Here is a 23,907-nt window from a genome sequence, read left to right on the forward strand (position 1 = left end):
CCGTGACCGACACCCTCTCCGCGTACCGGAAGACCCTGCCCTACATCCGTGAGTGGGTGTCGTACAAGGTGTGGCAGCTGCGGGTGCCCGGCGTGCAGGTCGCCGTCGGGTACGGCGGCGAGGTCCTGTTCGACGAGGCCTGGGGCTACGCCGACGTCGAGGCGGGGCGCCGCCTGACCACCACCGACCTGTTCCGCATCGCCTCGCACTCGAAGACCTTCACCGCGACGGCCCTGCTGCAGCTCGCCGAGCGCGGGTCGCTCCGGCTCGACGACACCGTCGGCACGTACGTCCCGGCACTGGTCGACGGCGGCTCCCCGCTCGCCGACGCCACCCTGCGCGAGCTCATGGAGATGGGCGCCGGCGTCATCCGCGACGGACACGACGGCGACTACTGGTCCCTGCTCCGCCCGTTCCCCGACGAGCAGGAACTCCTGGCGCTCGTGCTCGACCGCGGCCAGAAGGTGCCGACCGGCTCGTCGTTCAACTACTCGAACCTCGGCTACTCCCTGCTCGGCCTGGTCATCGCCGCGGTGTCCGGGCAGTCGTACAACGACTTCGTGCGCGAGTCGATCACCGAACCCCTGGGCTTGCGGAACACCGGCCCCGACTGGGACCCCGCACGCGCCGACGACTTCGTGGTCGGGTACACCGGCTTCCACACCGCACGGCACCGGCAGCGCATCGACCACGTCGACACCCGCGCGATGGCCGCCGCCACCGGGTTCCACGGCACCGCGTCCGATCTGGTCCGCTACTTCTCGCAGCACGTGATCGGGCAGGGCACCCTGCTCGACGACCACTCCAAGCGCCTCGCGCAGCGGAAGGCCTGGAGCGCCACCGACGACCCCGCAGCCCGGGGCTACGGTGCCGGGTTCATCGTCGACCGGATCGGCGGACGGGAGATCCGCGGCCACTCGGGCGGGTTCCCCGGCCACATCACCCAGTCGATGTTCGACCCGGCGTCCGGGCTCGTCGTGTCCGTGCTCACGAGTGCCGCCGCCGGACCCGCCACGCTCATCGCCACCGCGGTCGTCGCCATGCTCGACGCCGCAGCCGACGCCGACGCCCCGGGGACCCCGGTACCCGACGACGTCGACACCGCCGCCTTCACCGGACGCTTCGCCAACCCGTGGGGCGTCACCGACGTCGCCCGGATCGGTGACCGGCTCGTCGAGGTCGACCCGTCCGGCCCCGAGCCGATGGACACCCCCACCCGGCTCGAGGTCGTCGACGCCGACACCCTGCGGATGACCCACGGCAACCGCTTCGGCTCCGTCGACGAGGACATCACCTACACCCGCGACGAGGACGGCACCGTGCGGGCGATCCGCGGCGGGGGCGGCATGTCGCAGGAGCCGTGGTCGATCCCGGACGAGCGACCCGAGGTGGCCGCCGGGCTGGCCTCGTGACCGACGACCGGGGCACCGACGGCACCGACGGCGCCGGCACCGACGCCGCCGACGACCGGCTGCTCGGACCGGAGCGCCAGGCGTTCGTCGAGGAGTTCGCCCTGATGCTCAACGACGGCGCGGGCATGCCCCTCACCGACGCCCGGGTGCTCGGCTACCTGATGATGACCCGCGCACCGCACTCGTCGTCGTCCGACCTGCAGGCAGCGCTCGGCGCCAGCTCGGGGTCGGTGTCGATGGCCACCCGACGGCTCGTCGACTCCGGGTTCGTGAAGCGCCACATCGTCCCCGGCGAGCGCAGTCACTACTTCCGCGCCGAGGCCGACGTCTGGGGCTCCTGGCTCGCCAGCGAACGGAAGTACCTCGACCGGCAGCGCGACATCATCGGCCGCGGGCTCGCCGTCGTCGAGGGTGCGGGCCGCACCGGCACGGGCGACGTGGACGCCGAGGTCCGCGAGCGACTGCTCAACGGCCGCGACTACATGCAGTGGCTGCAGGGCTACCACCGCAAGATGCTCGAGGAGTGGGAGGCCTTCAAGGCCGCCCGCGACGACACCGACCCCCCGGAGACCCCATGAGCGGCACCACCGACGTCCTGACCGTCGAGCACCTCACCGTCACCTTCGACGTCGACGGCGAGGTGGTCCGCGCCGTCGACGACGCCTCGTTCACCGTGGCCCGGGGCGAGGTCGTCGCGGTCGTGGGGGAGTCCGGCTCCGGCAAGAGCATGACCGCGATGACCGCGATGGGCATCGCCCCCGACGGTGCGCGCGCCTCGGGGAGCATCCGGCTCGGCGACCTCGAGGTCATCGGCACCGACGAGCGCACCCTCCGGTCGGTCCGGGGCCGCAGCGTGTCGATGATCTTCCAGGACCCGTCCGCGGCCCTGAACCCGGTGTTCACCATCGGGTTCCAGCTCGCCGAGGCCGTCCGACGCACCGACGGCCAGCACGACCGCGCCGCCGTCCGGGAGCGCTCGCTCGAGCTGCTCCGCGCCGTGGAGGTCCCCGAACCCGAACGCCGCCTGGGCCAGTACCCGCACGAGCTCTCCGGCGGGCAGGCCCAGCGCGTGATGATCGCGATGGCGCTCGCCGCCGACCCGGACCTGCTCATCGCGGACGAGCCGACGACCGCCCTCGACGTCACCGTGCAGGCCGAGGTGCTCGACGTCCTCCGCGCGCTGCGCGAGCGCACCGGCACCGCGATCCTGCTCATCACCCACGACATGGGCGTCGTCGCGGACCTCGCCGACCGCGTGGTCGTGATGCGCCGAGGCCGCGTCGTCGAGACCGGCACCGCCGAGGCGGTCTTCGCCGCACCGTCCGCCGACTACACGCGCGAACTCCTCGCTGCGGTCCCGCGCATGGGCACCGGGTCCGGCCTGGAGGCCCGGCTCGGCTCCGCCACGTCGCCCCCGGCCGCCGTCCTGGACGTCCGGCACCTCGTGGTCGAGTACGGAGGCGCCCTGCGCGGGCGCTTCCGTGCCGTCGACGACGTGTCGTTCACCGTCGGCCGTGGCGAGATCGTCGGCCTGGTGGGGGAGTCCGGCAGTGGCAAGACCACCATCGGCCGGGCCGCGGTGGGCCTCGCGCCGATCACCTCCGGCTCGGTGGTCGTCGACGGCACCGACGTCGCCGGGGCACGACGAGCCGCCCGCCGGCAGATGCGCCAGCACGTCGGGGTGGTGTTCCAGAACCCGCTCCGGTCGCTCAACCCCCGGTACACGGTCGGGCAGACCGTCGCCGAGCCGCTCCGTCAGATCCTCCGGCTGCCGGCGGCGCAGGTCGAGGAGCGTGTCGAACGGCTCCTCGCCGACGTCGGTCTCGACGGCGGGTACGCCGAGCGCTACCCGCACGAGCTCTCCGGGGGCCAACGGCAACGCGTCGCGATCGCCCGCGCGGTGGCGCTCGACCCCGCCCTCCTGATCGCCGACGAGCCGACGAGCGCACTCGACGTGTCGGTGCAGGCCCGCGTGCTCGACGTGTTCCGCGAGCTGCAGGAGCGCCTCGGGTTCGCGTGCCTGTTCGTCACGCACGACCTCGCCGTGGTCGACACCCTGTGCGACCGGGTCGTCGTGCTGCACGGCGGCCGGGTCGCCGAACACGGCACGCGCGACGCCATCCTGCGCTCGCCCCAGGACCCGTACACACGACGGCTCATCCAGGCCGCCCCGGTGCCGGACCCCGCGGAGCAGGCACGCCGACGCTCCGAGCGCCTGGCCGCTCGCGCGGGCTGAGGCGGGCGAGAGTCCGGGTCAGCGCACCTCGGCCGAGGCCCACAGCACGCCGGCCCCGCGGCCCACCGGGCGCAGCAGCGGCACGGCGACGAGCACGGCCGCGGCCAGGTAGGCGACGGTCTGCAGCAGGCCCGGGACCGCGAAGGCGACACCGAGCGACTCCTGCGGGAGCGCCGTGAGGAGCACGGTCCCCGACAGCAGCGCGGTGACGAACCACGCCGCAGCCGCCACCGTGACGATCCAGCCGAAGGCCCGCTGCGCACCCGGTTCACTCCGGACGGTGACGACGCCGAAGGCCACGAGCGCCGCCTGCGCGACGACGAGGAACACGTCGATCAACAGTCCGGGAACCAGCGACACGAGCGCGAACGCGAGCACGGACACCGCGAACGTGAGCGCCCGGCGGTCTCGAGCACGCACCGCGGCGACGAGCACGACGACTGCGGCGATGCCCCCGACGACCGTGGCGCCGAGGAGCAGCCCGCGGGGTAGGTCCCAGGGCGCGAGCCAGACCGTCCCGACCAGTCCGGCCGCTCCGAACACCAGCGCCGCCACCACCGCGGCCGCCGACACCACCCGTACCCCCGTGCTGCTCTGCATGCCCGCACACTATGCCCCGGGACCCCGCCAGCGGAACACCTCTCCGCCCGGCGAGGGACGGACGTTCGTGTCCGCGCGATGACGGTTCCGGTTCGCGCCGCCCGGGGATCGTGAACCAGAACCGTCAACGACACGGGAACGCGTGCCCGTCCGCCCCGCCCCGCCGCCCGACGACGACACGCCCGTCCGATGCCAGGTCGTCGTCCAGACGGCGCGGTCGACTTGACTGTCGTTCGAACACACGTTCGAATACCGTCGTGGGACGGCGTCGCGAGAACCGGTGGCAGCCCCCGGAACACCCGGAGGTCGAGCGTCCGCGCGCGTACTCCCTGTCCGAGGACGCCCGCGGCGGCGACGTCTGCCACGCCGTCACCCCGAAGCCGGTCTGGGCGTGGATCCAGTTCCCGACCTTCCACGTCCGGGTGAAGGCCTTCGCGAAGAGCTGGACCCGGGATGCCGTGCTGGTGGAGTGGGCGCAGTTCGGGCAGCAGGCCGAGGCATGGGTGTGGCGCTCAGCGGTGAAGCACCGCACGCTCCGTGCCGACCGCGACAGCGCGAACCGGAGTCCGCAGAACGCACTGCATTGACTTCCACCTGCACCCCGAGGATGGTTTAGCGAACGCGGGTTCAGCAAGTAACTCACTGATCGAGGCATTCGATCCGGACCCGTACCCACGAAGGAGGCACCATGAAGAACGCAGCGGTGCCGTCCTGGGTCGCCCACGTGCTCACCCCGCCCGAGGTCATCAGCGCCTACGTCGAGCGGCGGATCAACGATCCGTCCCTCCTGTCGGGTGAGCAGTCGGAACCCACGTACGCAGATTTCCTGCGCGACGAGTAGACGGTCTTCTCAGGAGGCCCGGATCACGCACCGCCGTCGGCGGACGTGATCCGGGCCTCCTCTTCGTTCATCCCACCGGTCCGCCGCGTCGGCGACGGGCCGAGAGCGTCACGCCGACGCTCGCGGCGGTGACGCACGCCAGGGCGACCGTCTCGAGCACCGAGAGCCCCTCGGCCAGCACGACGAGACCGGCCAGGGCGGCGATCGCCGGGCCGAGGCTCTGCAGCACGCCGAACACCCGTGTCGGCATCCGGCGGAGCGCGAGCATCTCGAGGGCGTACGGCAGCACGCTGGACAGCACGGCGACGGCGCCGAAGACGATCAGGAGCGTCGGTTCGCGCAGGACGCCGTCCACCGCGGACCGGAGCCCGAACGGCAACGACACGAGCATCGCGACCACCATCGACACGACGAGACCGTCGACGCCGGGGATCGCGGCGCCGACGTGCCGGTTCATCACGATGTAGCCCGCCCAGCACGCAGCGGCGAGGACCGCCCAGACGACCCCGCCCACCTCGGTCACCGCGGTCGGGCCGACGCCGAGCAGCACGACCCCCGCGAGCGCCAGCACGGCCCACAGGGCATCGCGCCAGCGCCGGGTGTGCACGAGCGACAGGGCGAGCGGCCCGAGGAACTCGATCGTCACGGCGACACCGATCGGGATGCTCGCGAACGACAGGTAGATGAAGACGTTCATGCCGCCGAGCGCCAGGCCGAGGCCGACCGCACCGAGCCACTGCGCCCGCGTCCAGTGCCGGACGCGGGGACGGACCACCAGGGCGAGCACGACGGCACCGATGACGAGCCGGAGCGTGGCGGCCCCGACCGCGCCGACGTCGTCGAAGTGGGTCTTCGCGATCGCGGCGCCGAGCTGGACGGACACCATCGCGGTGAGGGCCAGCAGGGGTGCGGGGACCCGGCTCATCCGAGGGCTCGGCTCATCCGAGGTAGGCGAGGACGGCGAGGACGCGGCGGTGGTCCTCTCCGGTGTCCTCGAGCGCGAGCTTGCCGAAGATGCTCGACACGTGCTTCTCGACGGCACCGGTACCGATCACCAGGGCGCGGGCGATCGCGGCGTTCGTGCGGCCCTCGGCCATCAGCCCGAGCACGTCACGCTCGCGCGGGGTCAGGGCTGCGAGCGGGTCGCGGCGGCGGCTCATCAGCTGCGTGACGACCTCGGGGTCGAGCACGGTGCCCCCGGCGGCGATGCGGCGGACGGCGTCGTCGATCTCCTCGAGCCGGGTGACGCGGTCCTTGAGCAGGTAGCCGATGCCGGTCGCGCCGGCCGCGAGGACGTCCTCGGCGTAGGTGGCCTCGACGTACTGGGAGAGCAGGAGCACACCCGTCCGTGGAGCGATCCGGCGGGTCTCGACGGCGGCGCGGACACCCTCGTCGGTGAAGGTCGGCGGCATCCGCACGTCCATCACCACGACGTCTGGCGCACCCTCGGGCAGCGTCGCCAGGAAGGCCCGGGCGTCGGAGTACTGCCCGATGACGTCGATGCCGGCCTCGTCGAGCACGCGGGCCAGGCCCTCGCGCAGCAGGACGGCGTCGTCGACGACGACGGCCCGGATGCGTGCTGCATCCGGGCCGTCTGTCATGCCGACCAGCCTAGTGGGAGCGCGGACGCCCCCGTGGGGTCACGACCGCTGGTTCGCCGCCGTCGGGACGCCGTTCAGGGCACCGAGGGGGATCCGGGCGGTGGCCTCGGTCGGGCCACCCTCGGGGCTCGAGACGACCAGGTCGCCGTCGAGGGCCCGCATGCGGCCGATCAGGCCCTCGATCCCGTGGCCCTGCTGCGGTCGGGCACCGCCCCGGCCGTCGTCGGTGACGCTGACCGTCAGGTACCAGAGGCCCGAGGCGTCGACGACCAGGCCGAGGTACACCCCGGCGGTGGTGGCGCCGGCGTGCTTCATGGTGTTCGTCAGCAGCTCGCTCACCGTGAAGTACACGTTGCGCTGGATCTCCGTGGCGAGTTCCAGGCCCTCGGGCAGCCGGACGTCCAGGCCCACCGGGATCGGGGTGCGGGCGACCAGTGCCTCGAGCGCCGCGACGAGTCCGCGGTCGAGCAGGATCGGCGGGGCGAAGCCGCGGGACAGTGCGCGCAGTTCGTCGAGGGCGTCCTGGGCGTGCTCGGACGCCTCACCGATGAGCTGCTTGGCCTTCTCGGGGTCCTTCTCGAAGGCGCGCTCGGCGGCGGACAGGTCCATGCGGAGCCGCACCAGCCGCTGCTGCGGGCCGTCGTGCAGGTCGCGCTCGATCTGGCGGAGTGCCTGCCCCTCGGCGGTGACGGCACCGGCGCGGGAGGCCTGCAGGCCGGCGACGCGCTGCTCGAGCTGCTCGGCGCGGAAGCCGCCCAGCAGGCCGAAGTCGACCCAGTAGTGCGCCAGGACGGACCCGCGGGCCCAGAGCGGGAAGAGCACGACCGAGGCGGCCATCGACAGCAGGCCGAGGGCGCCGACGCCGGTCACGAACCCGACGCTGTCCGTGAAGTAGCCGACCCGGACGTTGTTCGCGAAGTACAGTCCGCCCACGACGATCGGCCAGGCGAAGCCGACGAGCAGCAGTGCGCCGGCCCCGACGGTCACGACCGCGACGAGCGGGTACACGACCGCGGCGTGCAGCAGGTAGAGCCAGTAGTGCGGGTTGGCGACGGCCGACCCCGTGCGGGTCCACCAGTTCTGCTGCCAGCGGGGCGTCCAGTCCACCGGGCGGATCGGCCTCGGGTCGGCCCAGCTCATGCGGAGCTTCTCGAACTGTCCGAGCCACCGCGCCACGAACAGCGCGATGAAGAACATGAGCAGGACGAAGGGGTTGAAGAGGTCGCGGAACCCGCCACCGAAGATCGCCGTCGGGAACGCGAAGTACAGCGTGCAGAGCAGCACGGCGGTGAGCGCCATGTAGCCGAAGTCCCGCGGCAGGCGCTTCCACGCGTCACGGTAGAACTGCCCGGCGGTCATGCCGGACCCGCGACCGGAACCACCGACCGGACCGGACCCGACTCGCGGGGTGGCGCTCCACGACGCCGGCGGGGACTGCGGGGCGTCCTGGGGGTCCTGCTGGTGCTGGCGCGGGTACTGGGGCATCGGCTTGGTGGCTCCAGGGGGCACGGAGTCGCCCAGCGGGACGGTCTGGGCCTGGTCGGGCGAAGGCGTGACGTCGTCCAGCGGGACGGTTCGCGCCTGGTCGAGGCGGTCGGTGTCGGTCATGCATCCAGCCTCGCGATCGCGGAGCCGTTCCCCCATCCTGCCCTCTCCCCACCCCGGGTGGGGTTATCCCCCCTCTTCCACAGGTCGCCCGATCCACGCCCAAGCGTCCTGCCCGTGGATCACGCTCGTCGGATGGCTGATGCGCTCCGAGCACTGATCGACGCCGTCGGGCTCCAGGTGGGGCCGGGCACCGAGGTCCGGTCCGAGGACGAGGCGTGGACGCTCGACGTCGAACCGACGGGCACCCATGTCTGGGTGGCGACGCGGTCCCGTTCCGTGTGGATCCGGCACGGAGAGGACATCGCGATCGTCGACGCCGGCACCGCCGCCCTCGTCGAAGGGCACGCGACGATCACGATCAGCACGGGCCCCGAGCGCTCCGGCCCGCCCCGCGTCGCGGAGACGTACGCGTTCCCGCACGAGGCGCTCTTCGCGCTCACCGGTGTCCTCGTCGGTGCCGCAACGCTCGGCCCGCTCGTCGACGAGGTCCTCGCACTCCCGCCCATCGCGAGCACCGGCCCACCCGGTGCGCCCTCGCCCGACGTCGGCCTCGCGCTGCGCCACGTCGGGCACCTCGACGGCGGGAGGTGGCACGGCGCGCAGCAGCAGGCCCTCGCCCGACTCGTCGTCACGACGGTGCTCCGCGACAACCCGCCCCCGATGCTCGGCGACAACGGTCTCGCGCGGATCCTCGACCGCCTGTTCGATCCGGCCGGTCCGTCGTCTCTGCAGGCCCTCCTCGTCGGTGTCCGGATGTCGGAGCGCACGCTCGAGCGCCGGTGCGCCGCAGCGACGGGATGCTCGCCCGCGCAGCTCGGCCGCTGGTACCGCAGTCTCGCCGTCCGCAACGCACTCACCCGAGGCGACCGCCCGTCCGACGTCGCGACCCGCTTCGGCTTCAGCACGACGTCGTCCATGCGTCGAGCCCTCGAGCGGGTCCGACCTCCGACGAACCGCCGGTGACCGTTGCCCGCGGGGTAGGAGGTTCCGCTCCGCGTCGATGACGGTTCTGGTTCACGATCCTCGGGCTTCGTGAACCAGAACCGTCACGGCGCGGAGAAGACCACGTCGTCCCGCGTCGGTGCAGTGCAGTGCGGTGCGTGCGCCAGTTGCAGGCAGCCGCGCCGCGCTTCGGGAGGGGGAGCGGCGGGAGCGGGTCGTCGGCGCCGACGTCCGGAGCGGGTCAGGCGGGGGCGCGGCCGGTGGACTCGCGGACGCTCAGGGTGAGCGAGGGGCCCGGGCGTGAGGGGAGCGGGGCGCTGGCGTCGATCTGCGCGCGCAGCAGGGTCGCTGCACGCTGTCCGAGCTCGACGGTGTCGCGGGTGAGCGAGGTGATCGCCGGGCGGACGAGCCGGATCATCGCCGAGTCGTCGAAGGACACGATCGAGACGTCGCCGGGCACCGCGACGCCCATCTCGCTCGCCACGCCCAGCCCGGCGACGGCGAGCACGTCGTTGTCGTAGACGATCGCGGTCGGTCGGACGCTCCGGGACAGCAGGGTGCGGGTGGCGCTGGCGCCGGCCTCGGCCGAGTAGTCCGTCGGCACCGAGACCGTGTCGTCGAGCCCCTCGTCGGCAGCGAACGCCCGGAGCCGGTCCATGCGCATGGCGGTGTGCTCGAACTCGGGCCGGCCGGCGACGTGCGCGATGCGTCGGTGCCCGAGGGCGTGCAGGTACCGCAGAACGGTGTCGGTGGCGTCCGAGTCGTCGATCCAGACCGTGGGGGCGGCGCCGTCGGGGGAGGGGTGCGAGCCGACGACGACGGTGGGCAGGCCGAGGTCGGCGAGCAGGGCGAGCCGGGCGTCGTCGCGACGGGGGTCGATCACGATCACGCCGTCGACACGGTGTCCGCGCCACCAGTCCCGGTAGGTCTCGAGTTCTTCCTCGGCATCGCGCGCGACGAGCAGGTTCATGCCGACGTGCGTGCCGGCGAGCCCGAGCTGGATGCCGGAGATCAGGTCGCCGAAGAACGACTCGGTGCCCAGGGTCCGGGCCGGGCGGTTCAGCACGAAGCCGATGGAACCGGCCTTCGCGCCGCCGAGTGCCCGGGCCGCGGTGTGCGGCTGCCAGTCGAGCTCGCGGGCGATCTCGCGCACGCGGCGACGGGTCTCGTCGGAGACGCCGGGGCGGTCGTTCAACGCGAACGAGACCGCACTGATGGACACGCCGGCCCGCGCGGCGATGTCGGCGATCGTCGTTCGACGCTTGGTGGCCACGGGGTTGACTATAGCGCTTTAGTCATTCACAGTGGCTGCCACACACGGGTTCGGTGACTGCTGCTGAACCGGTTCAGCTATGACGAGGGAGTCAGACGCCATGAGGACCACCACACGCATGACGAGGGGCCGCGCCACCGCGCTGCTCGCGACGGCCGCCGCCACGGCGCTCGTCCTGACCGGCTGCTCGAGCGGCGGGAACGCGGCCGACAACGGCGGCGGCGAGGTCAGCGGCACCATCACCCTGCAGACCTGGGCGCTCACGCCGACCTACACGGGCTACCTCAACGGGGTCATCAAGGACTTCGAGCAGGCCCACCCGGACGCGAAGGTCAAGCTGCAGGACCAGCCCGGCGACGGGTACGCCGACAAGGTGCTCAGCCAGGCCTCGTCGAACAGCCTGCCCGACGTGATCAACCTGCCGCCGGACATCGCCCTGCCCCTCGCGAAGCGCGGGTTCCTGCAGGACGTCGCGAAGGACGACTCGAAGCTCGCCAGCACGTACGTCGCCGGCGCGTTGGACTCCTACAAGTACAAGGGCGTCGACGGCACGTTCGGGTACCCCTGGTACCTCAACACCGACGTGAACTACTGGAACTCGACGATGTTCGCCAAGTGTGGCCTCGACGCGAAGAACCCGCCGAAGACCACCGACGAGCTGTTCACGCAGGCGAAGACCATGCACGACAACTGCCCGACCGACTACCTGATGAGCCGGAAGCCCGGACTCGGTGACTTCACCCTCGCCGGCGTCAAGGTGCTCAACGCCGACGGCACGAAGTTCACCTTCGCCGACTCGTCGAAGGCCGCCGACCTGATCGACCGCTACAAGGACGCGTACCAGGACGGCTACATGCCCTCCAACGTGCTGAACAGCGACTACCTCGGCAACTCCACCCTGTTCACGCAGGCCAAGGTCGCCTGGACCACCGGTGGCGCCACCTCGCTCGCCGACTTCGAGAAGAACAACCCGTCGCTCAAGGGCAAGGTCACCGTCAGCCCCGCACTCGACACCCCGCCGCTCTACGTGCAGGGCCTGTCGGTCTCGAGCAAGTCGAAGCACCTCGCCACCGCCGAGGCCTTCGCGAAGTTCATGACGAACGCGGAGAACCAGGAGGCGTTCGCCCACAAGGTCAACATCTTCCCGTCCACCACGTCGTCGCAGTCCGACCCGTACTTCTCGAAGGACGACGGCACCGTGAACGGCGAGGCCCGGGTCCTCGCGAACGAGGCCCTGAAGACGGCGAAGGTCATCAACCCGGTCGAGGCGAACTCCGCGATGACGGACTTCCTCGACCAGCAGATCGCCCTCGCGATGAAGGGCCAGGTGGCGCCGAAGCAGGCGCTCGAGACCGCCCAGACCAAGATGAACAGCCTGCTGGCCAACGGCTGATGCGTGCGAACCGCTGGTACACGCCCTGGTTGCTCGTCCTGCCGGCACTGATCTGGCTCGTCGCGTTCAGCCTGTGGCCCTCGATCAACACGGTGCGGTTGTCGTTCACGAACGCCAGCCCACTCGGCGGCGTCAGCCAGTGGGTCGGGGTCAAGAACTTCGAGACCCTGCTCGCTGATCCGCAGGTGTGGGAGGCGCTGCTCAACAGCGTCATCTACATGGCGGTGTGCTTGCCGCTGCTGACGGTCCTCCCGCTCCTCATCGCGGTGCTCGTGCAGCAGAAGCTGCCCGGGATCGCGTTCTTCCGCACCGCGTTCTACACGCCGGTCATCGCGTCCGCGGTGGTCGTCGGGCTCATCTGGACGTGGATCCTCGACGACCGCGGCGTCATCAACGAGATGGCGCAGGCCCTCGGCGTCGTACAGGGCAGCGTTCCGTTCCTGACCGACCGGTGGCTGCTGCTCCTCAGCGCCATCAGCCTGACGGTGTGGAAGGGGCTCGGCTACTACATGATCATCTTCCTGGCCGCCCTCGGGAACGTCGGCAAGGACCTGCACGAGGCCGCCGCCCTCGACGGCGCCGGTGCCGTCCGACGCTTCTGGTCGGTCACGATGCCCGGGGTCCGCGGCACCATGACGCTCGTCGGGATCCTGGTGTGCGTCTCAGCGCTCCGGGTGTTCAGCGAGCTCTACATCCTCACGAACGGCACCGGTGGACCCGGCGGGCAGGACAACTCGCTCGTCATGCTCATCCAGCAGTACGCCCGCGGCTTCACCGGCAACCTCGGCTACGCGTCCGCCCTGAGCCTCCTGCTCTTCGTCGTGACGCTCGTGCCGATGCTCGCCCTCGCCCGGATGAACAGCAAGGCGGACAAGTGACGAACACGACCAGCACGACCGAACCCGTCATCGGCGGCGCGCAGGGCGCAGCCAGCCCGACGCCGGACGTGACCGGCGCGACGGGCGCTGGACGGGCCTCCAGGCAGAACGGACGGGGCGGACGCGACGGACGCAAGCGGCGCCGCGCGGTCTGGGGCGTCATGTCCACCCGCGAGAAGGTCGTCCGCTACGTCCTGCTCATCGTCGTGCTCTTCATCACGATCGGCCCGTTCCTGTGGCAGCTGTCCACGTCACTCAAGGGCGCCGGTGAGGACATCTACACGGCGAACCCGTCGTTCATCCCGTCCGAACCGACCATCGAGAACTACCTGAAGGTCGCCGCCGCGATCCCGGTGTGGCGGTACATCGGCAACTCCCTGCTCGTCGCCGCGATCGACGTGCTCGGCAACATCGTGTTCGCGACCCTGGCCGGCTTCGCCCTCGCCCGTCTGCAGTGGCGACACCGGAAGCTCGTGCTCGGCCTGTTCCTCGGCACCCTCGTGCTGCCCGGCGAGGCGACGATCATCTCGCAGTTCGTCACCGTGAAGGACCTCGGCCTCGCCGACAACCTGGTCGGCGTCGCCCTGCCCGGCATGATCGCGGCGCTCAACGTCCTGCTGATGTTCAACGCGTTCCGGCAGATCCCCGAGGAGATCGACCAGGCAGCGGTGATGGACGGTGCGAACGCGATGCAGCGCCTCCGCTACATCTCGCTGCCCGCCGTGCAGGGGACCATCGCGGTCATCGCGATCTTCTCGTTCATCGGCGCGTGGGACGACTTCCTCTGGCCGCTCATCGTGCTGCAGTCGCCGGAGAACCTCACCCTGACCGTCGGGTTGCAGTACCTGCAGGGTACGTTCGCCACCGACCAGCGGATGATCGCGGCCGGCACCATGATCGCCTTCATCCCGATCGCCGTGATCTTCGCCGTCCTGCAGCGCTTCTTCTTCAAGGGCGTCGAAGAGGGCGGTGTGAAGGGCTGATGCGCTTCGGGGTCAACTACACGCCCTCGGTCGGCTGGTTCCACTCGTGGCTCGACTTCTCGCGGTCGGACACCGCGAGGGACCTCGAGGCCATCGCGTCGATCGGCGCCGACCACGTGCGGATCTTCCCGCTCTGGCCGGTCGTCCAGCCGAACCGGACGCTCATCCGGCAGCAGGCCCTCGACGACGTCGCGACGGTCGTCGACCTCGCCGGCTCGTTCGGACTCGACGTCAACGTGGATGCCCTGCAGGGGCACCTGTCGAGCTTCGACTTCGTGCCGTCCTGGCTGGACAGCTGGCACCGCCGCAACATGTTCACCGACCCGGACGTGGTCGCGTCGACCGCCGCGTACGTCCGGGCGCTCGCCGGAGCCGTCGCCGACAAGCCCAACCTGCTCGGCATCACCATCGGCAACGAGGTCAACCAGTTCGCACACGCGCCGCACCCCACGCCGCACGCGATCACGGCGGAGCAGGGGCACGCGTGGGCGGCGGCGATGGTCGCGGCGGCGCGGGCGGGGCTGTCGGACGGGTCGTCGGGGTCGGTCGCGTCGTCCGTGTCGGTCGGCCTGGAGGCACGGCTCGACCCCGCCTCGTCGGTCGCTTCCGCCACCGGGTCGCGCCCAGGGCCGCTGGTCACGGTCGCGCAGTACGACGCGGCCTGGTACGACGACGCCCAGCCCTTCGGCCCCGAGCACGCGGCGGAGCACGGTGACGCCACGGTCACGCACTCGTGGGTGTTCAACGGCTCGGCGGCCCTGCACGGCGCCCTCGGAGCCGGGTCGGTGCGGCACGGGGAGTACCTGCTCCAGCTCGCCGCGGCCTGGAACCGCGACGCCGCCCGACCGAACTGGCTGCAGGAGGTCGGTGCCCCCACCAACGTCGTCGGCCCCGCCGACACCGCCGCGTTCACCGAGCAGACCATCCGGCACGTCCTCGACGCGCAGCAGGTGCTCGGGGTGACGTGGTGGTGCTCCCACGACGTCGCCCGGTCGCTCGCGGACTTCCCGGAGCTCGAGTACGACCTCGGGCTGTTCACGAACGACGGACGGCTGAAGCCCGCCGGCGAGGCGTTCGCCGCCGTCGCCCGCGCCGAGCACACCCGCGACGCCCGCGCCGCACCGCCGACCACCGCGCTCGTCCTCGACGACGTGCTGTCCGACGGCACCGACCGGCACGGCACCCGTGCCGACTGCGCCCCCGGCGGTCGGTTCGCCGCCGCCTGGCTCGCCCTGGCCGAGGCCGCACCGGACGGCCGCGGCCCCCAGGTCGTCCTGCGCTCCCGGCTGTCGGACACCGCGCTGCTGGCCGCGCGGGGCGTCGACCGCTGCGTCGACGTGCCCTCCGACCTCGACACCACCACCGTCCGCGTCGCCCACCCGGCGACCACGCCCTGACCCCGGAAGGCCCCATGCACGACGACATCCCCCTCACCACCGGACGCGCCCGACGGGTGCTCGACGAGCGGATCACCCCCGCGGTGCACGCGACCACGACGGCCCTGGAGGCCGCGTGGCACGAGCTGCCGGGGGAGCCGGTCCCGCCGACCGAGGGGCTCGCGCTCACGTTCGAGCCCTACGAGGTCGGCACCCCGTGGGGCGCGGCCTGGGGCACGACGTGGTTCCGGTTGACCGGGACCGTGCCGACCGAGTGGGCCGGACGCCGGGTGGAGGCCGTGATCGACCTCGGCTTCGACAAGAACATGCCCGGGTTCCAGTGCGAGGGACTCGTCTACCTGGCCGACGGCACCCCCGTGAAGTCGATCAACCCGCGCAACCAGTGGGTCCTGGTCACCGAGTGGGCCGAGGGCGGCGAGACCGTGGAACTGTTCGTCGAGGCCGCGTCGAACCCCGTCCTGCTCGACTACCACCCCTTCCTGCCGACGCAGGAGGGTGACGTGCAGACCTCGTCCTCGAAGCGCCTCTACGCCACCCGCCGGATGGAGCTCGCCGTCTTCGAGTCCGAGGTGCACGAACTCGCCCTCGACATCGACGTCCTGCTCGAACTGCAGGCCGAGCTGCCCGCCGGACCCCGACGCATGCGGATCCTGCAGGCCCTCGACGACGCCCTCGACGCGCTCGACCTGCAGCACATCCCGGAGACCGCCGGGGACGCCCGTGCGGCGCTCGCCGAGGTGCTGGCCGCTCCCGCCGAGGCCTCGGCGCACACGATCTCGGCCGTCGGGCACGCCCACATCGACTCCGCCTGGCTCTGGCCCGTGCGCGAGACCGTCCGCAAGGTCGCCCGCACCACGTCGACCATGACCGAGCTCATCGACCAGACCGACGACTTCCTGTACGGCATGTCGAGCGCGCAGCAGTACGCGTGGATCAAGGAGCACCGCCCCGAGGTCTACGCCCGGGTCAAGGCCGCGGTCCAGGCCGGCCGGTTCCTGCCGATCGGTGGCATGTGGGTCGAGTCCGACACCGTGATGCCGACCGGCGAGAGCATCGTCCGGCAGTTCTCGCAGGGCCAGCGGTTCTTCGAGCGCGAGTTCGGCATCCGGCCCAAGGGCGTCTGGCTGCCGGACAGCTTCGGGTACTCGCCGGCGCTGCCGCAGCTGATGCGCCGTGCGGGCTTCGAGTGGTTCTTCACGCAGAAGATCTCGTGGAACCAGGTCAACAAGTTCCCGCACCACACGTTCCTGTGGGAGGGCATCGACGGGTCGCGGGTGTTCTCGCACTTCCCGTCGATGGACACCTACAACTCGCGATTGTCCGGCTCCGAGGTCGCGAAGGCCTCCCGCCAGTTCCGCGAGAACCGGCTCGCCACCGGCTCGATCGCCCCGGTCGGTTGGGGCGACGGCGGTGGTGGCACCACTCGCGAGATGACCGGCACCGCCGCACGGTTGGCCGACCTCGAGGGCAGCGCGAAGGTCCGCTGGGAGCATCCGGACACGTTCTTCGACCGGGCGAAGTCCGAGCTGACCGATCCGCCGGTGTGGGTGGGGGAGCTGTACCTCGAGCTGCACCGGGCGACGCTCACGTCGCAGCACGGCACGAAGCAGGGCAACCGCCGGTGCGAGCAGCTGCTCATCGAGGCCGAACTCTGGGCCGCGACCGCCGCCGCCCGGACCGACTTCACCTACCCCTACGACGAGCTCGACGCCCTGTGGCAGCAGGTCCTGCTCCAGCAGTTCCACGACATCCTGCCGGGCACCTCGATCGCGTGGGTGCACCGCGAAGCGGTCGAGCGGTACGCCGAGACGGCCGCAGCGCTGACCACGATCATCGACCAGGCGCTCTCGGCGCTCGCCGGCACCGGGGACGCGGCCGTCGTCGTGAACCCGGCCCCGTTCCTCCAGGCCGGTGCACCCGCGCAGGGCGCCGTCGTGGCGACCGACGTGGCGGCGGCGACCGACGTGTCCCTGACCGAGCAGGACGGCGGGTACGTGCTGGCGAACGACCTGGTACGGGTCGTCGTCGACGCGCAGGGGCTCGTGACGAGCGCCGTCGACCTGGCGAGCGGGCGCGAGGCGATCGCGGCCGGCCAGGCGGCGAACCTGCTACAGCTGCACCAGGACTTCCCGAACATGTGGGACGCGTGGGACGTCGACCGGTACTACCGCAACCGCGTCGAGGACCTCGTGTCGACCACCGGGCTGACCGCGTCGGTCGACGAGTCCGGGGTCGCACGGGTCGTCGTGTCCCGGGCGTTCGGTGACTCGACGGTGACGCAGGAGATCGTCCTGGCGCCGGGGTCCCGCACCCTGGAGTTCGACCAGGTGACCGACTGGCACGAGACCGAGAAGTTCCTCAAGGTGGCGTTCCCGCTCGACGTCCGCGCCGAGCACACCGTCGCCGAGACGCAGTTCGGCGCGCAGAAGCGGGTGACGCACACCAACACCTCGTGGGAGGCCGCGAAGTTCGAGACCTCGATGCACCGCTACGTGCTGGTGTCCGAACCGGGCTTCGGTGTCGCCCTCGTGAACGACTCGATCCACGGCTTCGACACCACGCGCGACGCCGTCGACGGGCACGTCACCACCACCGTGCGACTGTCGCTGCTGCGCGCACCGCGGTTCCCGGACCCCGAGACCGACCAGGGCGTGCAGACGCACCGGTACGGCATCGTCATCGGCACCGACCAGCTCGGCGCCACGTCGGCCGGCGTGCGGATGAACGCGGGCGCGCGGACGATCACCGGGGCGCACGGCTTCGACCCGCTGGTGCAGGTCTCCGGCGACGTCGTGCTGTCGAGCGTGAAGCTCGCCGACGACCGGTCGGGTGACCTGGTCGTGCGCGTCTACGAGCCGTCGGGGCAGCGGGGGACCGGGGGCATCGCGGTCTCGGCCGACGAGGCGACCTTCGGTGCTGGCGCCGAGGTGACCCTGCTCGAGGAACCGCTCGGTGACGCGTCGTCCGGCGCCGCCGCGTCCTCGTTCGCCGTCGACGCCTACGAGGTCCGCACCTTCCGGTTCCCGCGCAACTGACCGACCGACTGACCGACCGCCCGTCCCACCCAAGGAGGAACCACATGAAGCAGTCCACGAAGTTCAGCATCGCGACCGCACTGGTCGCCATGCTCGCGGCACCACTGGTGCCCGCCGCAGCGTCCGCGGCGCCCTCCTCGTCCGGGTCCAGCCACGGGCACGGACACGGTTCGTCCCACGGCGGCGGGCACGGCCACGGTCATGGCCACGGGCACCAGGCTGCGCCCACCAAGTCGGGGCCGACGAGCATCGCCTACGTCGAGGTGAACAACGACGAGCTCGCCAACGTCGGGCGGTACACGCTGGAGAACGGCGCGAACGCGTTCGACGTGGCGATCATCTTCGCCGCGAACATCAACTACGAGGACGGCAAGGCGGTCCTGTACAACAACGAGAACGTGCAGCGGACCCTCGACCAGGCGGCCACGCAGATCCGCCCGCTGCAGGCCAAGGGCATCAAGGTGACGCTCTCGGTGCTCGGCAACCACCAGGGCGCCGGCCTGGCGAACTTCCCGACGAAGGCCGCGGCACGGGACTTCGCGGCGCAGGTCTCCGCGACGGTCAAGAAGTACGGACTCGACGGCGTCGACCTGGACGACGAGTACTCCGACTACGGCGTGAACGGCACCCCGCAGCCGAACCAGCAGTCCGTCGGCTGGCTCATCAGCGCCCTGCGTGCGGACATGCCGGGCAAGATCATCTCGTTCTACGACATCGGCCCGTCCTCCGATGCCCTGAAGACCGCGAACCCGTCGATCGGCGGCAAGCTCGACTACGCCTGGAATCCCTACTACGGCACCTACACGGCACCGACGATCCCGGGCCTGCCGAAGTCGAAGATCTCCGCCGCCGCCGTCGACATCCAGAACACCCCGCAGGCGACGGCAGTGTCGCTCGCACAGCGCACGAAGGCCGACGGGTACGGCGTCTTCATGACGTACAACCTGCCGGGAGGCGACGAGTCCTCCTACGTCTCCTCCTTCACCAAGGTGCTGTACGGACAGGCCGCGTCATACCGCTGACGCGTCCGTCCTGACGGCGACTCGCGCCCCGTGCTCCCCGGCTCCGGCCTGGAGGCACGGGGCGCGTCGTCCAGGTCCCGCTGGCCCGGGGGAGGCACCAGTTCCTCCTCGCGAATGACGGTTCCGGTTCGCAGAACCCGGCGATCGTGAACCGGAACCGTCATCCACCGAGAATAAATACCGACCCGGCGCGCTCGACGCCGCGGCCGTACGATCGCCGCATGGAGCTCGAGTTCCGCGGCGAGGTGACCGAGTGGCGCGGCCCGTCACCGTTCTTCTTCGCCGTCGTGCCACCGGACGCCGCTGAGGTCATCGCCGACCTCGCGCCGGTGCTCACCTACGGGTGGGGTGTGATCCCGGCCCGCGTGACGATCGGCTCGGTGATGTGGACGACGTCGCTGTTCCCGAAGGACGGCGGGTACCTCGTGCCGTTGCGGGCGGCGGAGCGGAAGCGTGCCCGGGTGGAACTCGGCGACTCCCCGGAGATCACCCTCGAGTTCGCCGACCCCTGACACGAGAGGTGAGGTTGTGGAGGGGATGTCGGGAATCGCTGTCGGCGGAGCGCCCGTGTTGTGGAGGGGATGACGGGAATCGAACCCGCGTAGCCAGTTTGGAAGACTGGGGCTCTACCATTGAGCTACATCCCCGCGCCTGCGCACCCGGCGCAGCCCGACCATCGTAGCGGACGAACGAGCACCGACATGCCGACGCGCGTCATTCCGAAGCCGGACGCCGGTGCCGAGCGCACCATCCGCTGGTCGCGGGTGGTCTCGTACGTGCTGGTGGTCCTTGCCGCCGCGGTGCTGTCCCTGCGCCCCGACCTGTTCGGCGATCCGCAGTCGCAACCCGCGCATGCCCTGCTGCACGTCTGGCGGATCGTCGTCGGACTGTTGCTCGCGGTGGCTGCCCTCGGGGTCCAGGTGGCCGTCGGGATCCGGTGGCGGCGGGGTCTGCGACGCGCCGCGGAGGACGACTGAGCAACCCCCGGGAACAGCGCGCCGTCGGACCGCTAGACTCACCGGGGTCGCATGCGCCCCTCGGCGTGCGCGGCTGATCCCTGGCACGAAGCAACGGGGCGTAGCTCAGCTTGGTAGAGCGCCCGCTTTGGGAGCGGGAGGTCGCAGGTTCAAATCCTGTCGCCCCGACCAGGTCCTCCGAGCACCACCGACCACACGAACGTCAACCAACAGGAGAACATCCCTTGGCCACCAGCACCGTCGACAAGGTGAGCGACACCCGCGTCAAGCTCACCGTGAACGTGACGCCGGACGATCTCAAGCCGAGCATCGACCACGCCTACAAGCACATCGCCGAGCAGATCAACATCCCCGGCTTCCGCAAGGGCAAGGTCCCGCCGGCGATCGTCGACCAGCGCGTCGGCCGCGGCGAGGTCCTGAACCACGCCGTCGGTGACGCCATCGACAACTTCTACCGCCAGGCGGTCGAAGAGCAGGAGCTGCGCATCCTCGGCCGTGCCGAGGCCGACGTCGCCGAGCTGCCGAACGTCGCGGACTTCACCGGCGACCTCGTCCTCACCTTCGAGGTCGACGTCCGCCCCGAGTTCGACCTGCCGGACTACTCCTCGTACGAGCTCACCGTCGACGCCGTCGAGGTGTCGGACGACGAGATCGAAGAGGAACTGCAGAACCTCCGTACCCGCTTCGGCACGCTCGTGACGGTCGACCGTCCGGCGAAGACCGGCGACTTCGCGCAGATCGACCTCACCGCCAGCATCGGCGACGACGAGGTCGACTCGGCCACCGGCGTCTCCTACGAGATCGGCTCCGGCGACCTGCTCGAGGGCATCGACGAGGCGCTCGAGTCCCTGACCGCCGGTGAGTCGACGACCTTCGAGTCGAAGCTCGTCGGTGGCGACCGCGAGGGCGAGACCGCTCAGATCGCCGTCACCGTCACCGCCGTCAAGGAGCGCGAGCTCCCCGAGGCCGACGACGAGTTCGCCCAGATCGCCAGCCAGTTCGACACCATCGACGAGCTCAAGGCCGACCTGAAGGAGCAGATCGCGAAGTCCAAGACCTTCGGTCAGGGCGCCGCGGCTCGCGACAAGCTCGTCGAGAAGCTCACCGAGGACGTCAACATCCCGATCTCGGAGCAGCTCATCGCCGACGAGGTGCACCGTCACCTCGAGCAGGAGAACCGCCTCGAGGACGAGGAGCACCGCAAGGAGGTCTCCGAGTCCAGCGAGACCGCCTTCCGCTCGCAGATCCTCCTCGACGCGATCGCCGAGAAGGAAGAGATCCAGGTCTCGCAGGAGGAACTGACCCAGTACCTCATCCAGGCCGCCGCGCAGTACGGCATGGAGCCGGCCGAGTTCATCAAGGTCATCGACCAGAACGGCCAGATCCCCGGCATGGTCGGCGAGGTCGCTCGTTCGAAGGCGGTCGCGACCGTCCTGTCCAAGGTGACCGTCAAGGACACCAACGGCGACGCCGTCGACCTGTCCGCCTTCACGGCGGGCGTCGCGCAGGAGCCGGCAGGGGACGCCGAGTAACGATCTCGACGCCACCAGTACGACAGACGGGAGGCGCGGTGCCAGCTGGCACCGCGCCTCCCGTCCGTATTTCCGCACCACCGCATTGCTGTCGGCGAACAGACGAGAACTGGTGCGTTGCACCCGATAAGTTCGACAACAAGCGACAACTGAACGGGAGCTTTTCCATGGCCGAAGCAACACTGAACCCCAGTGTTTTTGACCGCCTTCTGAGAGACCGGATCGTGTGGCTCGGCTCCGAGGTCCGCGACGACAACTCGAACGAGATCGCAGCCAAGCTGCTGCTGCTCGCCGCCGAGGACCCTGAGAAGGACATCTACCTCTACATCAACTCGCCCGGTGGTTCGATCACCGCCGGCATGGCGATCTACGACACGATGCAGTTCGTCCCGAACGACATCGTCACCGTGGGCATCGGCCTCGCCGCGTCGATGGGACAGTTCCTGCTGTCCTCCGGCACGCCCGGCAAGCGCTACATCACGCCGAACGCGCGCGTGCTGCTCCACCAGCCGTCCGGTGGCTTCGGCGGCACCGCTGCCGACATCCAGACGCAGGCCAAGGTCATCCTCGACATGAAGCAGCGCATGGCGGAGCTCACGGCCGAGCAGACCGGCAAGTCGGTCGAGCAGATCCTCAAGGACAACGACCGCGACAACTGGTTCACGGCGCAGGAAGCGCTCGAGTACGGCTTCGTCGACCACCTCCGCGCCTCGAGTGCCGAGGTCATCGGCGGTGGTGGCACCGTCGGCGACGGCGAGACGCCCACCAGCGCAGCCGAGCCCGACGCCCAGTCCTGATCACCACCGAAGAAAAGGAAACGAGAATGCATCTCCCCATGCTCGGTGGCGCGCAGAACGTCCCGGCTCCGTCCAATCGGTACATCCTGCCGAGCTTCGAAGAGCGCACGGCCTACGGCTACAAGCGCCAGGACCCGTACGCCAAGCTGTTCGAGGACCGCATCGTGTTCCTCGGCGTGCAGGTCGACGACGCGTCGGCTGACGACGTCATGGCCCAGCTGCTCGTGCTCGAGTCGATGGACCCCGACCGCGACATCGTGATGTACATCAACTCGCCCGGTGGCTCGTTCACCGCGATGACGGCGATCTACGACACGATGCAGTACATCCGTCCGCAGATCCAGACGGTCTGCCTCGGCCAGGCTGCCTCGGCCGCGTCGGTGCTGCTCGCCGGCGGCACCCCCGGCAAGCGTCTCGCGCTGCCGAACGCCCGTGTGCTGATCCACCAGCCCGCGACCCAGCAGGGTGGCGGTCAGGCGTCCGACATCGAGATCCAGGCGGCGGAGATCCTCCGCATGCGCACCTGGCTCGAGGAGACGCTGTCGAAGCACTCCAACAAGACGCCGGAGGAGATCAACCACGACATCGAGCGCGACAAGATCATGTCCGCGCAGGAAGCCGTGGAGTACGGCCTGATCGACCAGGTCCTCACCAGCCGCAAGAACCTGCCGGCGCTCGTCAAGTAGCACCAGCAGGAACGACGAAGGCCCCGCACCGAACGGTGCGGGGCCTTCGTCGTTGCGCGGTGGTCAGTCGTCGGTGTCGTCGGACTCCGGGGCCGGCTTGCGGCGCAGGAGCAGCAGTACCGCGACGACCACGCCGACCAGCACGACGCCACCGGCGCCGATCCAGATCGCGTCGGACGCCGCCGAATCGCTCGATCCCGAGGCGGTGCCGGTGGTGGTGTCCGAGCCGGCGTCGTCGTCACCGGCGGTGGCGCAGGTCGGGGGCTTCGCCGCACCCGAGGCCGGGGTGAAGCCCGACGGCGCCTTCCACGTGAAGGGGTACTCGTCGGACACGGTGTGCCCGTCGGCGGAGACGATCTGCCACTCGACGGTGTACTTGCCGGAGTCGCCGAGTGCGGCGGCCGTGGTCATCGACGGCCCCTCGACGTCGACGCAGCCGTCCTCGTAGTACCTGCCGTCGGGGCCGACGATGCGGAACGCGAAGCCCGACCCCGAGTCGCCGATGTCGAGCAGCTTGTCGTTCGTCGTGATGTCGAAGTTCTCCGGCAGCTCGGTCAGGGTGCCGCCGACCTCCGGGTCAGACGAGATCAGGTAGTTGTGCGCGCTGGCCGGACCGGCGAGTCCGAGGACCGCACCACCGGCGATCGCGACGGCCGCGGCGGTCCCGGCCACGAGCCTCCAGGCAGAGGACCGT

At 70.7% G+C, this 23,907-nt stretch carries 23 protein-coding genes and 2 tRNA genes; 18 read left to right on the forward strand and 7 right to left on the reverse strand.

Features of this window, described 5'->3' with window-relative positions:
• The first annotated feature begins 2 nt into the window (after positions 1–2).
• Genes DEJ08_RS05240 through DEJ08_RS05250 form a run of 3 tightly spaced genes read left to right on the forward strand, consistent with a single transcriptional unit; the run spans position 3 to position 3,648 of the window.
• Positions 3–1,412: a serine hydrolase gene (locus tag DEJ08_RS05240; RefSeq protein WP_258367133.1), complete on the forward strand. Its 1,410-nt coding sequence runs from the start codon at positions 3–5 to the stop codon at positions 1,410–1,412.
• Positions 1,409–1,990: a GbsR/MarR family transcriptional regulator gene (locus DEJ08_RS05245; protein WP_111054852.1), complete on the forward strand. Its 582-nt coding sequence runs from the start codon at positions 1,409–1,411 to the stop codon at positions 1,988–1,990. The genes DEJ08_RS05240 and DEJ08_RS05245 overlap by 4 nt, the downstream gene beginning before the upstream one ends.
• Positions 1,987–3,648, forward strand: coding sequence for a dipeptide ABC transporter ATP-binding protein (locus DEJ08_RS05250; protein WP_111054853.1), 1,662 nt, complete (start codon positions 1,987–1,989; stop codon positions 3,646–3,648). Before DEJ08_RS05245 ends, DEJ08_RS05250 begins: the two co-directional genes overlap by 4 nt.
• Positions 3,649–3,666: 18 nt before the next feature.
• Here the strand turns inward: DEJ08_RS05250 and DEJ08_RS05255 are convergent, their stop codons facing one another.
• Positions 3,667–4,248: a hypothetical protein gene (locus DEJ08_RS05255; protein WP_146248512.1), complete on the reverse strand. Its 582-nt coding sequence runs from the start codon at positions 4,246–4,248 to the stop codon at positions 3,667–3,669.
• 257 nt (positions 4,249–4,505) lie between these two features.
• Between DEJ08_RS05255 and DEJ08_RS05260 the strand changes: the two genes are divergently transcribed.
• Positions 4,506–4,835, forward strand: coding sequence for a hypothetical protein (locus DEJ08_RS05260; RefSeq protein ID WP_111047786.1), 330 nt, complete (start codon positions 4,506–4,508; stop codon positions 4,833–4,835).
• A gap of 101 nt (positions 4,836–4,936) precedes the next feature.
• Positions 4,937–5,089, forward strand: coding sequence for a hypothetical protein (locus DEJ08_RS05265; protein ID WP_163343414.1), 153 nt, complete (start codon positions 4,937–4,939; stop codon positions 5,087–5,089).
• Between the two features lie 67 nt (positions 5,090–5,156).
• Here DEJ08_RS05265 and DEJ08_RS05270 read toward each other — a convergent pair whose 3' ends face one another.
• From DEJ08_RS05270 to DEJ08_RS05280, 3 genes are read right to left on the reverse strand one after another with little or no spacing between them, the layout of a single operon-like run.
• The gene (locus DEJ08_RS05270) at positions 5,157–6,014 is read right to left on the reverse strand and encodes an EamA family transporter (RefSeq protein ID WP_111054855.1); all 858 of its coding nucleotides are present in this window, start codon (positions 6,012–6,014) and stop codon (positions 5,157–5,159) included.
• 13 nt (positions 6,015–6,027) lie between these two features.
• Positions 6,028–6,690, reverse strand: coding sequence for a response regulator transcription factor (locus DEJ08_RS05275; RefSeq protein WP_027464682.1), 663 nt, complete (start codon positions 6,688–6,690; stop codon positions 6,028–6,030).
• 39 nt (positions 6,691–6,729) lie between these two features.
• Positions 6,730–8,298, reverse strand: a complete 1,569-nt coding sequence (locus tag DEJ08_RS05280) for a sensor histidine kinase (protein WP_111054856.1) — start codon at positions 8,296–8,298, stop codon at positions 6,730–6,732.
• Positions 8,299–8,430: 132 nt separating this feature from the next.
• Here DEJ08_RS05280 and DEJ08_RS05285 point away from each other — a divergent pair, with 132 nt between their 5' ends.
• Complete coding sequence (locus DEJ08_RS05285) at positions 8,431–9,261, forward strand: helix-turn-helix domain-containing protein (RefSeq protein WP_111054857.1); 831 nt, start codon at positions 8,431–8,433, stop codon at positions 9,259–9,261.
• A 220-nt stretch (positions 9,262–9,481) separates the two neighbouring features.
• Here the strand turns inward: DEJ08_RS05285 and DEJ08_RS05290 are convergent, their stop codons facing one another.
• Positions 9,482–10,513: a LacI family DNA-binding transcriptional regulator gene (locus DEJ08_RS05290; RefSeq protein ID WP_110864883.1), complete on the reverse strand. Its 1,032-nt coding sequence runs from the start codon at positions 10,511–10,513 to the stop codon at positions 9,482–9,484.
• A gap of 118 nt (positions 10,514–10,631) precedes the next feature.
• Between DEJ08_RS05290 and DEJ08_RS05295 the strand changes: the two genes are divergently transcribed.
• The 7 genes from DEJ08_RS05295 (at position 10,632) to DEJ08_RS05325 (ending at position 19,733) form a co-directional block, all read left to right on the forward strand.
• Positions 10,632–11,906 (forward strand): ABC transporter substrate-binding protein, encoded by a 1,275-nt coding sequence (locus tag DEJ08_RS05295; RefSeq protein ID WP_111054858.1) that lies wholly within the window; start codon positions 10,632–10,634, stop codon positions 11,904–11,906.
• On the forward strand, positions 11,906–12,784 hold the full coding sequence (locus tag DEJ08_RS05300; protein ID WP_017886011.1) for a carbohydrate ABC transporter permease: 879 nt from the start codon (positions 11,906–11,908) through the stop codon (positions 12,782–12,784). Before DEJ08_RS05295 ends, DEJ08_RS05300 begins: the two co-directional genes overlap by 1 nt.
• The gene (locus DEJ08_RS05305; protein ID WP_204166197.1) at positions 12,781–13,767 is read left to right on the forward strand and encodes a carbohydrate ABC transporter permease; all 987 of its coding nucleotides are present in this window, start codon (positions 12,781–12,783) and stop codon (positions 13,765–13,767) included. The genes DEJ08_RS05300 and DEJ08_RS05305 overlap by 4 nt, the downstream gene beginning before the upstream one ends.
• Positions 13,767–15,164, forward strand: a complete 1,398-nt coding sequence (locus tag DEJ08_RS05310) for a glycoside hydrolase 5 family protein (RefSeq protein ID WP_111054859.1) — start codon at positions 13,767–13,769, stop codon at positions 15,162–15,164. Before DEJ08_RS05305 ends, DEJ08_RS05310 begins: the two co-directional genes overlap by 1 nt.
• Positions 15,165–15,178: 14 nt before the next feature.
• Positions 15,179–18,199 (forward strand): alpha-mannosidase, encoded by a 3,021-nt coding sequence (locus DEJ08_RS05315; protein ID WP_111054860.1) that lies wholly within the window; start codon positions 15,179–15,181, stop codon positions 18,197–18,199.
• 44 nt (positions 18,200–18,243) lie between these two features.
• Positions 18,244–19,221, forward strand: a complete 978-nt coding sequence (locus DEJ08_RS05320) for an endo-beta-N-acetylglucosaminidase H (protein ID WP_111054861.1) — start codon at positions 18,244–18,246, stop codon at positions 19,219–19,221.
• A 221-nt stretch (positions 19,222–19,442) separates the two neighbouring features.
• On the forward strand, positions 19,443–19,733 hold the full coding sequence (locus DEJ08_RS05325; RefSeq protein WP_111054862.1) for a DUF1905 domain-containing protein: 291 nt from the start codon (positions 19,443–19,445) through the stop codon (positions 19,731–19,733).
• Between the two features lie 61 nt (positions 19,734–19,794).
• On the opposite strand, the gene DEJ08_RS05330 is transcribed toward DEJ08_RS05325, so the two are convergent.
• Positions 19,795–19,868: transfer RNA gene (locus DEJ08_RS05330), tRNA-Gly, on the reverse strand.
• 54 nt (positions 19,869–19,922) lie between these two features.
• Between DEJ08_RS05330 and DEJ08_RS05335 the strand changes: the two genes are divergently transcribed.
• The 5 genes from DEJ08_RS05335 (at position 19,923) to DEJ08_RS05355 (ending at position 23,213) form a co-directional block, all read left to right on the forward strand.
• Positions 19,923–20,198 carry a hypothetical protein gene (locus DEJ08_RS05335; protein WP_111054863.1) on the forward strand — a complete coding sequence of 92 codons (276 nt, stop codon included), beginning with the start codon at positions 19,923–19,925 and terminating at the stop codon, positions 20,196–20,198.
• 94 nt (positions 20,199–20,292) lie between these two features.
• Positions 20,293–20,369 (forward strand) — tRNA-Pro (locus tag DEJ08_RS05340).
• Positions 20,370–20,422: 53 nt separating this feature from the next.
• Positions 20,423–21,730 (forward strand): trigger factor, encoded by a 1,308-nt coding sequence (gene tig, locus DEJ08_RS05345; RefSeq protein WP_027464695.1) that lies wholly within the window; start codon positions 20,423–20,425, stop codon positions 21,728–21,730.
• 167 nt (positions 21,731–21,897) lie between these two features.
• Positions 21,898–22,527, forward strand: a complete 630-nt coding sequence (locus tag DEJ08_RS05350; RefSeq protein WP_035807635.1) for an ATP-dependent Clp protease proteolytic subunit — start codon at positions 21,898–21,900, stop codon at positions 22,525–22,527.
• Positions 22,528–22,553: 26 nt separating this feature from the next.
• A complete protein-coding gene (locus tag DEJ08_RS05355) occupies positions 22,554–23,213 on the forward strand; it encodes an ATP-dependent Clp protease proteolytic subunit (protein ID WP_027464696.1) in 660 nt (219 codons plus the stop codon).
• A 63-nt stretch (positions 23,214–23,276) separates the two neighbouring features.
• On the opposite strand, the gene DEJ08_RS05360 is transcribed toward DEJ08_RS05355, so the two are convergent.
• Entirely contained in the window at positions 23,277–23,885 is a 609-nt protein-coding gene (locus DEJ08_RS05360) for a copper resistance CopC family protein (protein WP_181439015.1), read from the reverse strand.
• Positions 23,886–23,907 lie beyond the last annotated feature (22 nt).

The sequence above is a fragment of the Curtobacterium sp. MCLR17_054 genome (assembly GCF_003234335.2).
GTDB classification, from domain to species: Bacteria; Actinomycetota; Actinomycetes; order Actinomycetales; family Microbacteriaceae; genus Curtobacterium; species Curtobacterium flaccumfaciens.

Coding starts and splice junctions, on each gene's coding strand:
- DEJ08_RS05250 (WP_111054853.1), top strand. CDS start 1,987: ATGAGCGGCACCACCGACGTCCTGACCGTCGAGCACCTCACCGTCACC.
- DEJ08_RS05315 (WP_111054860.1), top strand. CDS start 15,179: ATGCACGACGACATCCCCCTCACCACCGGACGCGCCCGACGGGTGCTC.
- DEJ08_RS05325 (WP_111054862.1), top strand. CDS start 19,443: ATGGAGCTCGAGTTCCGCGGCGAGGTGACCGAGTGGCGCGGCCCGTCA.
- DEJ08_RS05255 (WP_146248512.1), bottom strand. CDS start 4,248: ATGCAGAGCAGCACGGGGGTACGGGTGGTGTCGGCGGCCGCGGTGGTG.
- DEJ08_RS05335 (WP_111054863.1), top strand. CDS start 19,923: ATGCCGACGCGCGTCATTCCGAAGCCGGACGCCGGTGCCGAGCGCACC.
- DEJ08_RS05285 (WP_111054857.1), top strand. CDS start 8,431: ATGGCTGATGCGCTCCGAGCACTGATCGACGCCGTCGGGCTCCAGGTG.
- DEJ08_RS05310 (WP_111054859.1), top strand. CDS start 13,767: ATGCGCTTCGGGGTCAACTACACGCCCTCGGTCGGCTGGTTCCACTCG.
- DEJ08_RS05320 (WP_111054861.1), top strand. CDS start 18,244: ATGAAGCAGTCCACGAAGTTCAGCATCGCGACCGCACTGGTCGCCATG.
- DEJ08_RS05350 (WP_035807635.1), top strand. CDS start 21,898: ATGGCCGAAGCAACACTGAACCCCAGTGTTTTTGACCGCCTTCTGAGA.
- DEJ08_RS05355 (WP_027464696.1), top strand. CDS start 22,554: ATGCATCTCCCCATGCTCGGTGGCGCGCAGAACGTCCCGGCTCCGTCC.
- DEJ08_RS05300 (WP_017886011.1), top strand. CDS start 11,906: ATGCGTGCGAACCGCTGGTACACGCCCTGGTTGCTCGTCCTGCCGGCA.
- DEJ08_RS05275 (WP_027464682.1), bottom strand. CDS start 6,690: ATGACAGACGGCCCGGATGCAGCACGCATCCGGGCCGTCGTCGTCGAC.
- DEJ08_RS05295 (WP_111054858.1), top strand. CDS start 10,632: ATGACGAGGGGCCGCGCCACCGCGCTGCTCGCGACGGCCGCCGCCACG.
- DEJ08_RS05280 (WP_111054856.1), bottom strand. CDS start 8,298: ATGACCGACACCGACCGCCTCGACCAGGCGCGAACCGTCCCGCTGGAC.
- DEJ08_RS05265 (WP_163343414.1), top strand. CDS start 4,937: ATGAAGAACGCAGCGGTGCCGTCCTGGGTCGCCCACGTGCTCACCCCG.
- DEJ08_RS05270 (WP_111054855.1), bottom strand. CDS start 6,014: ATGAGCCGGGTCCCCGCACCCCTGCTGGCCCTCACCGCGATGGTGTCC.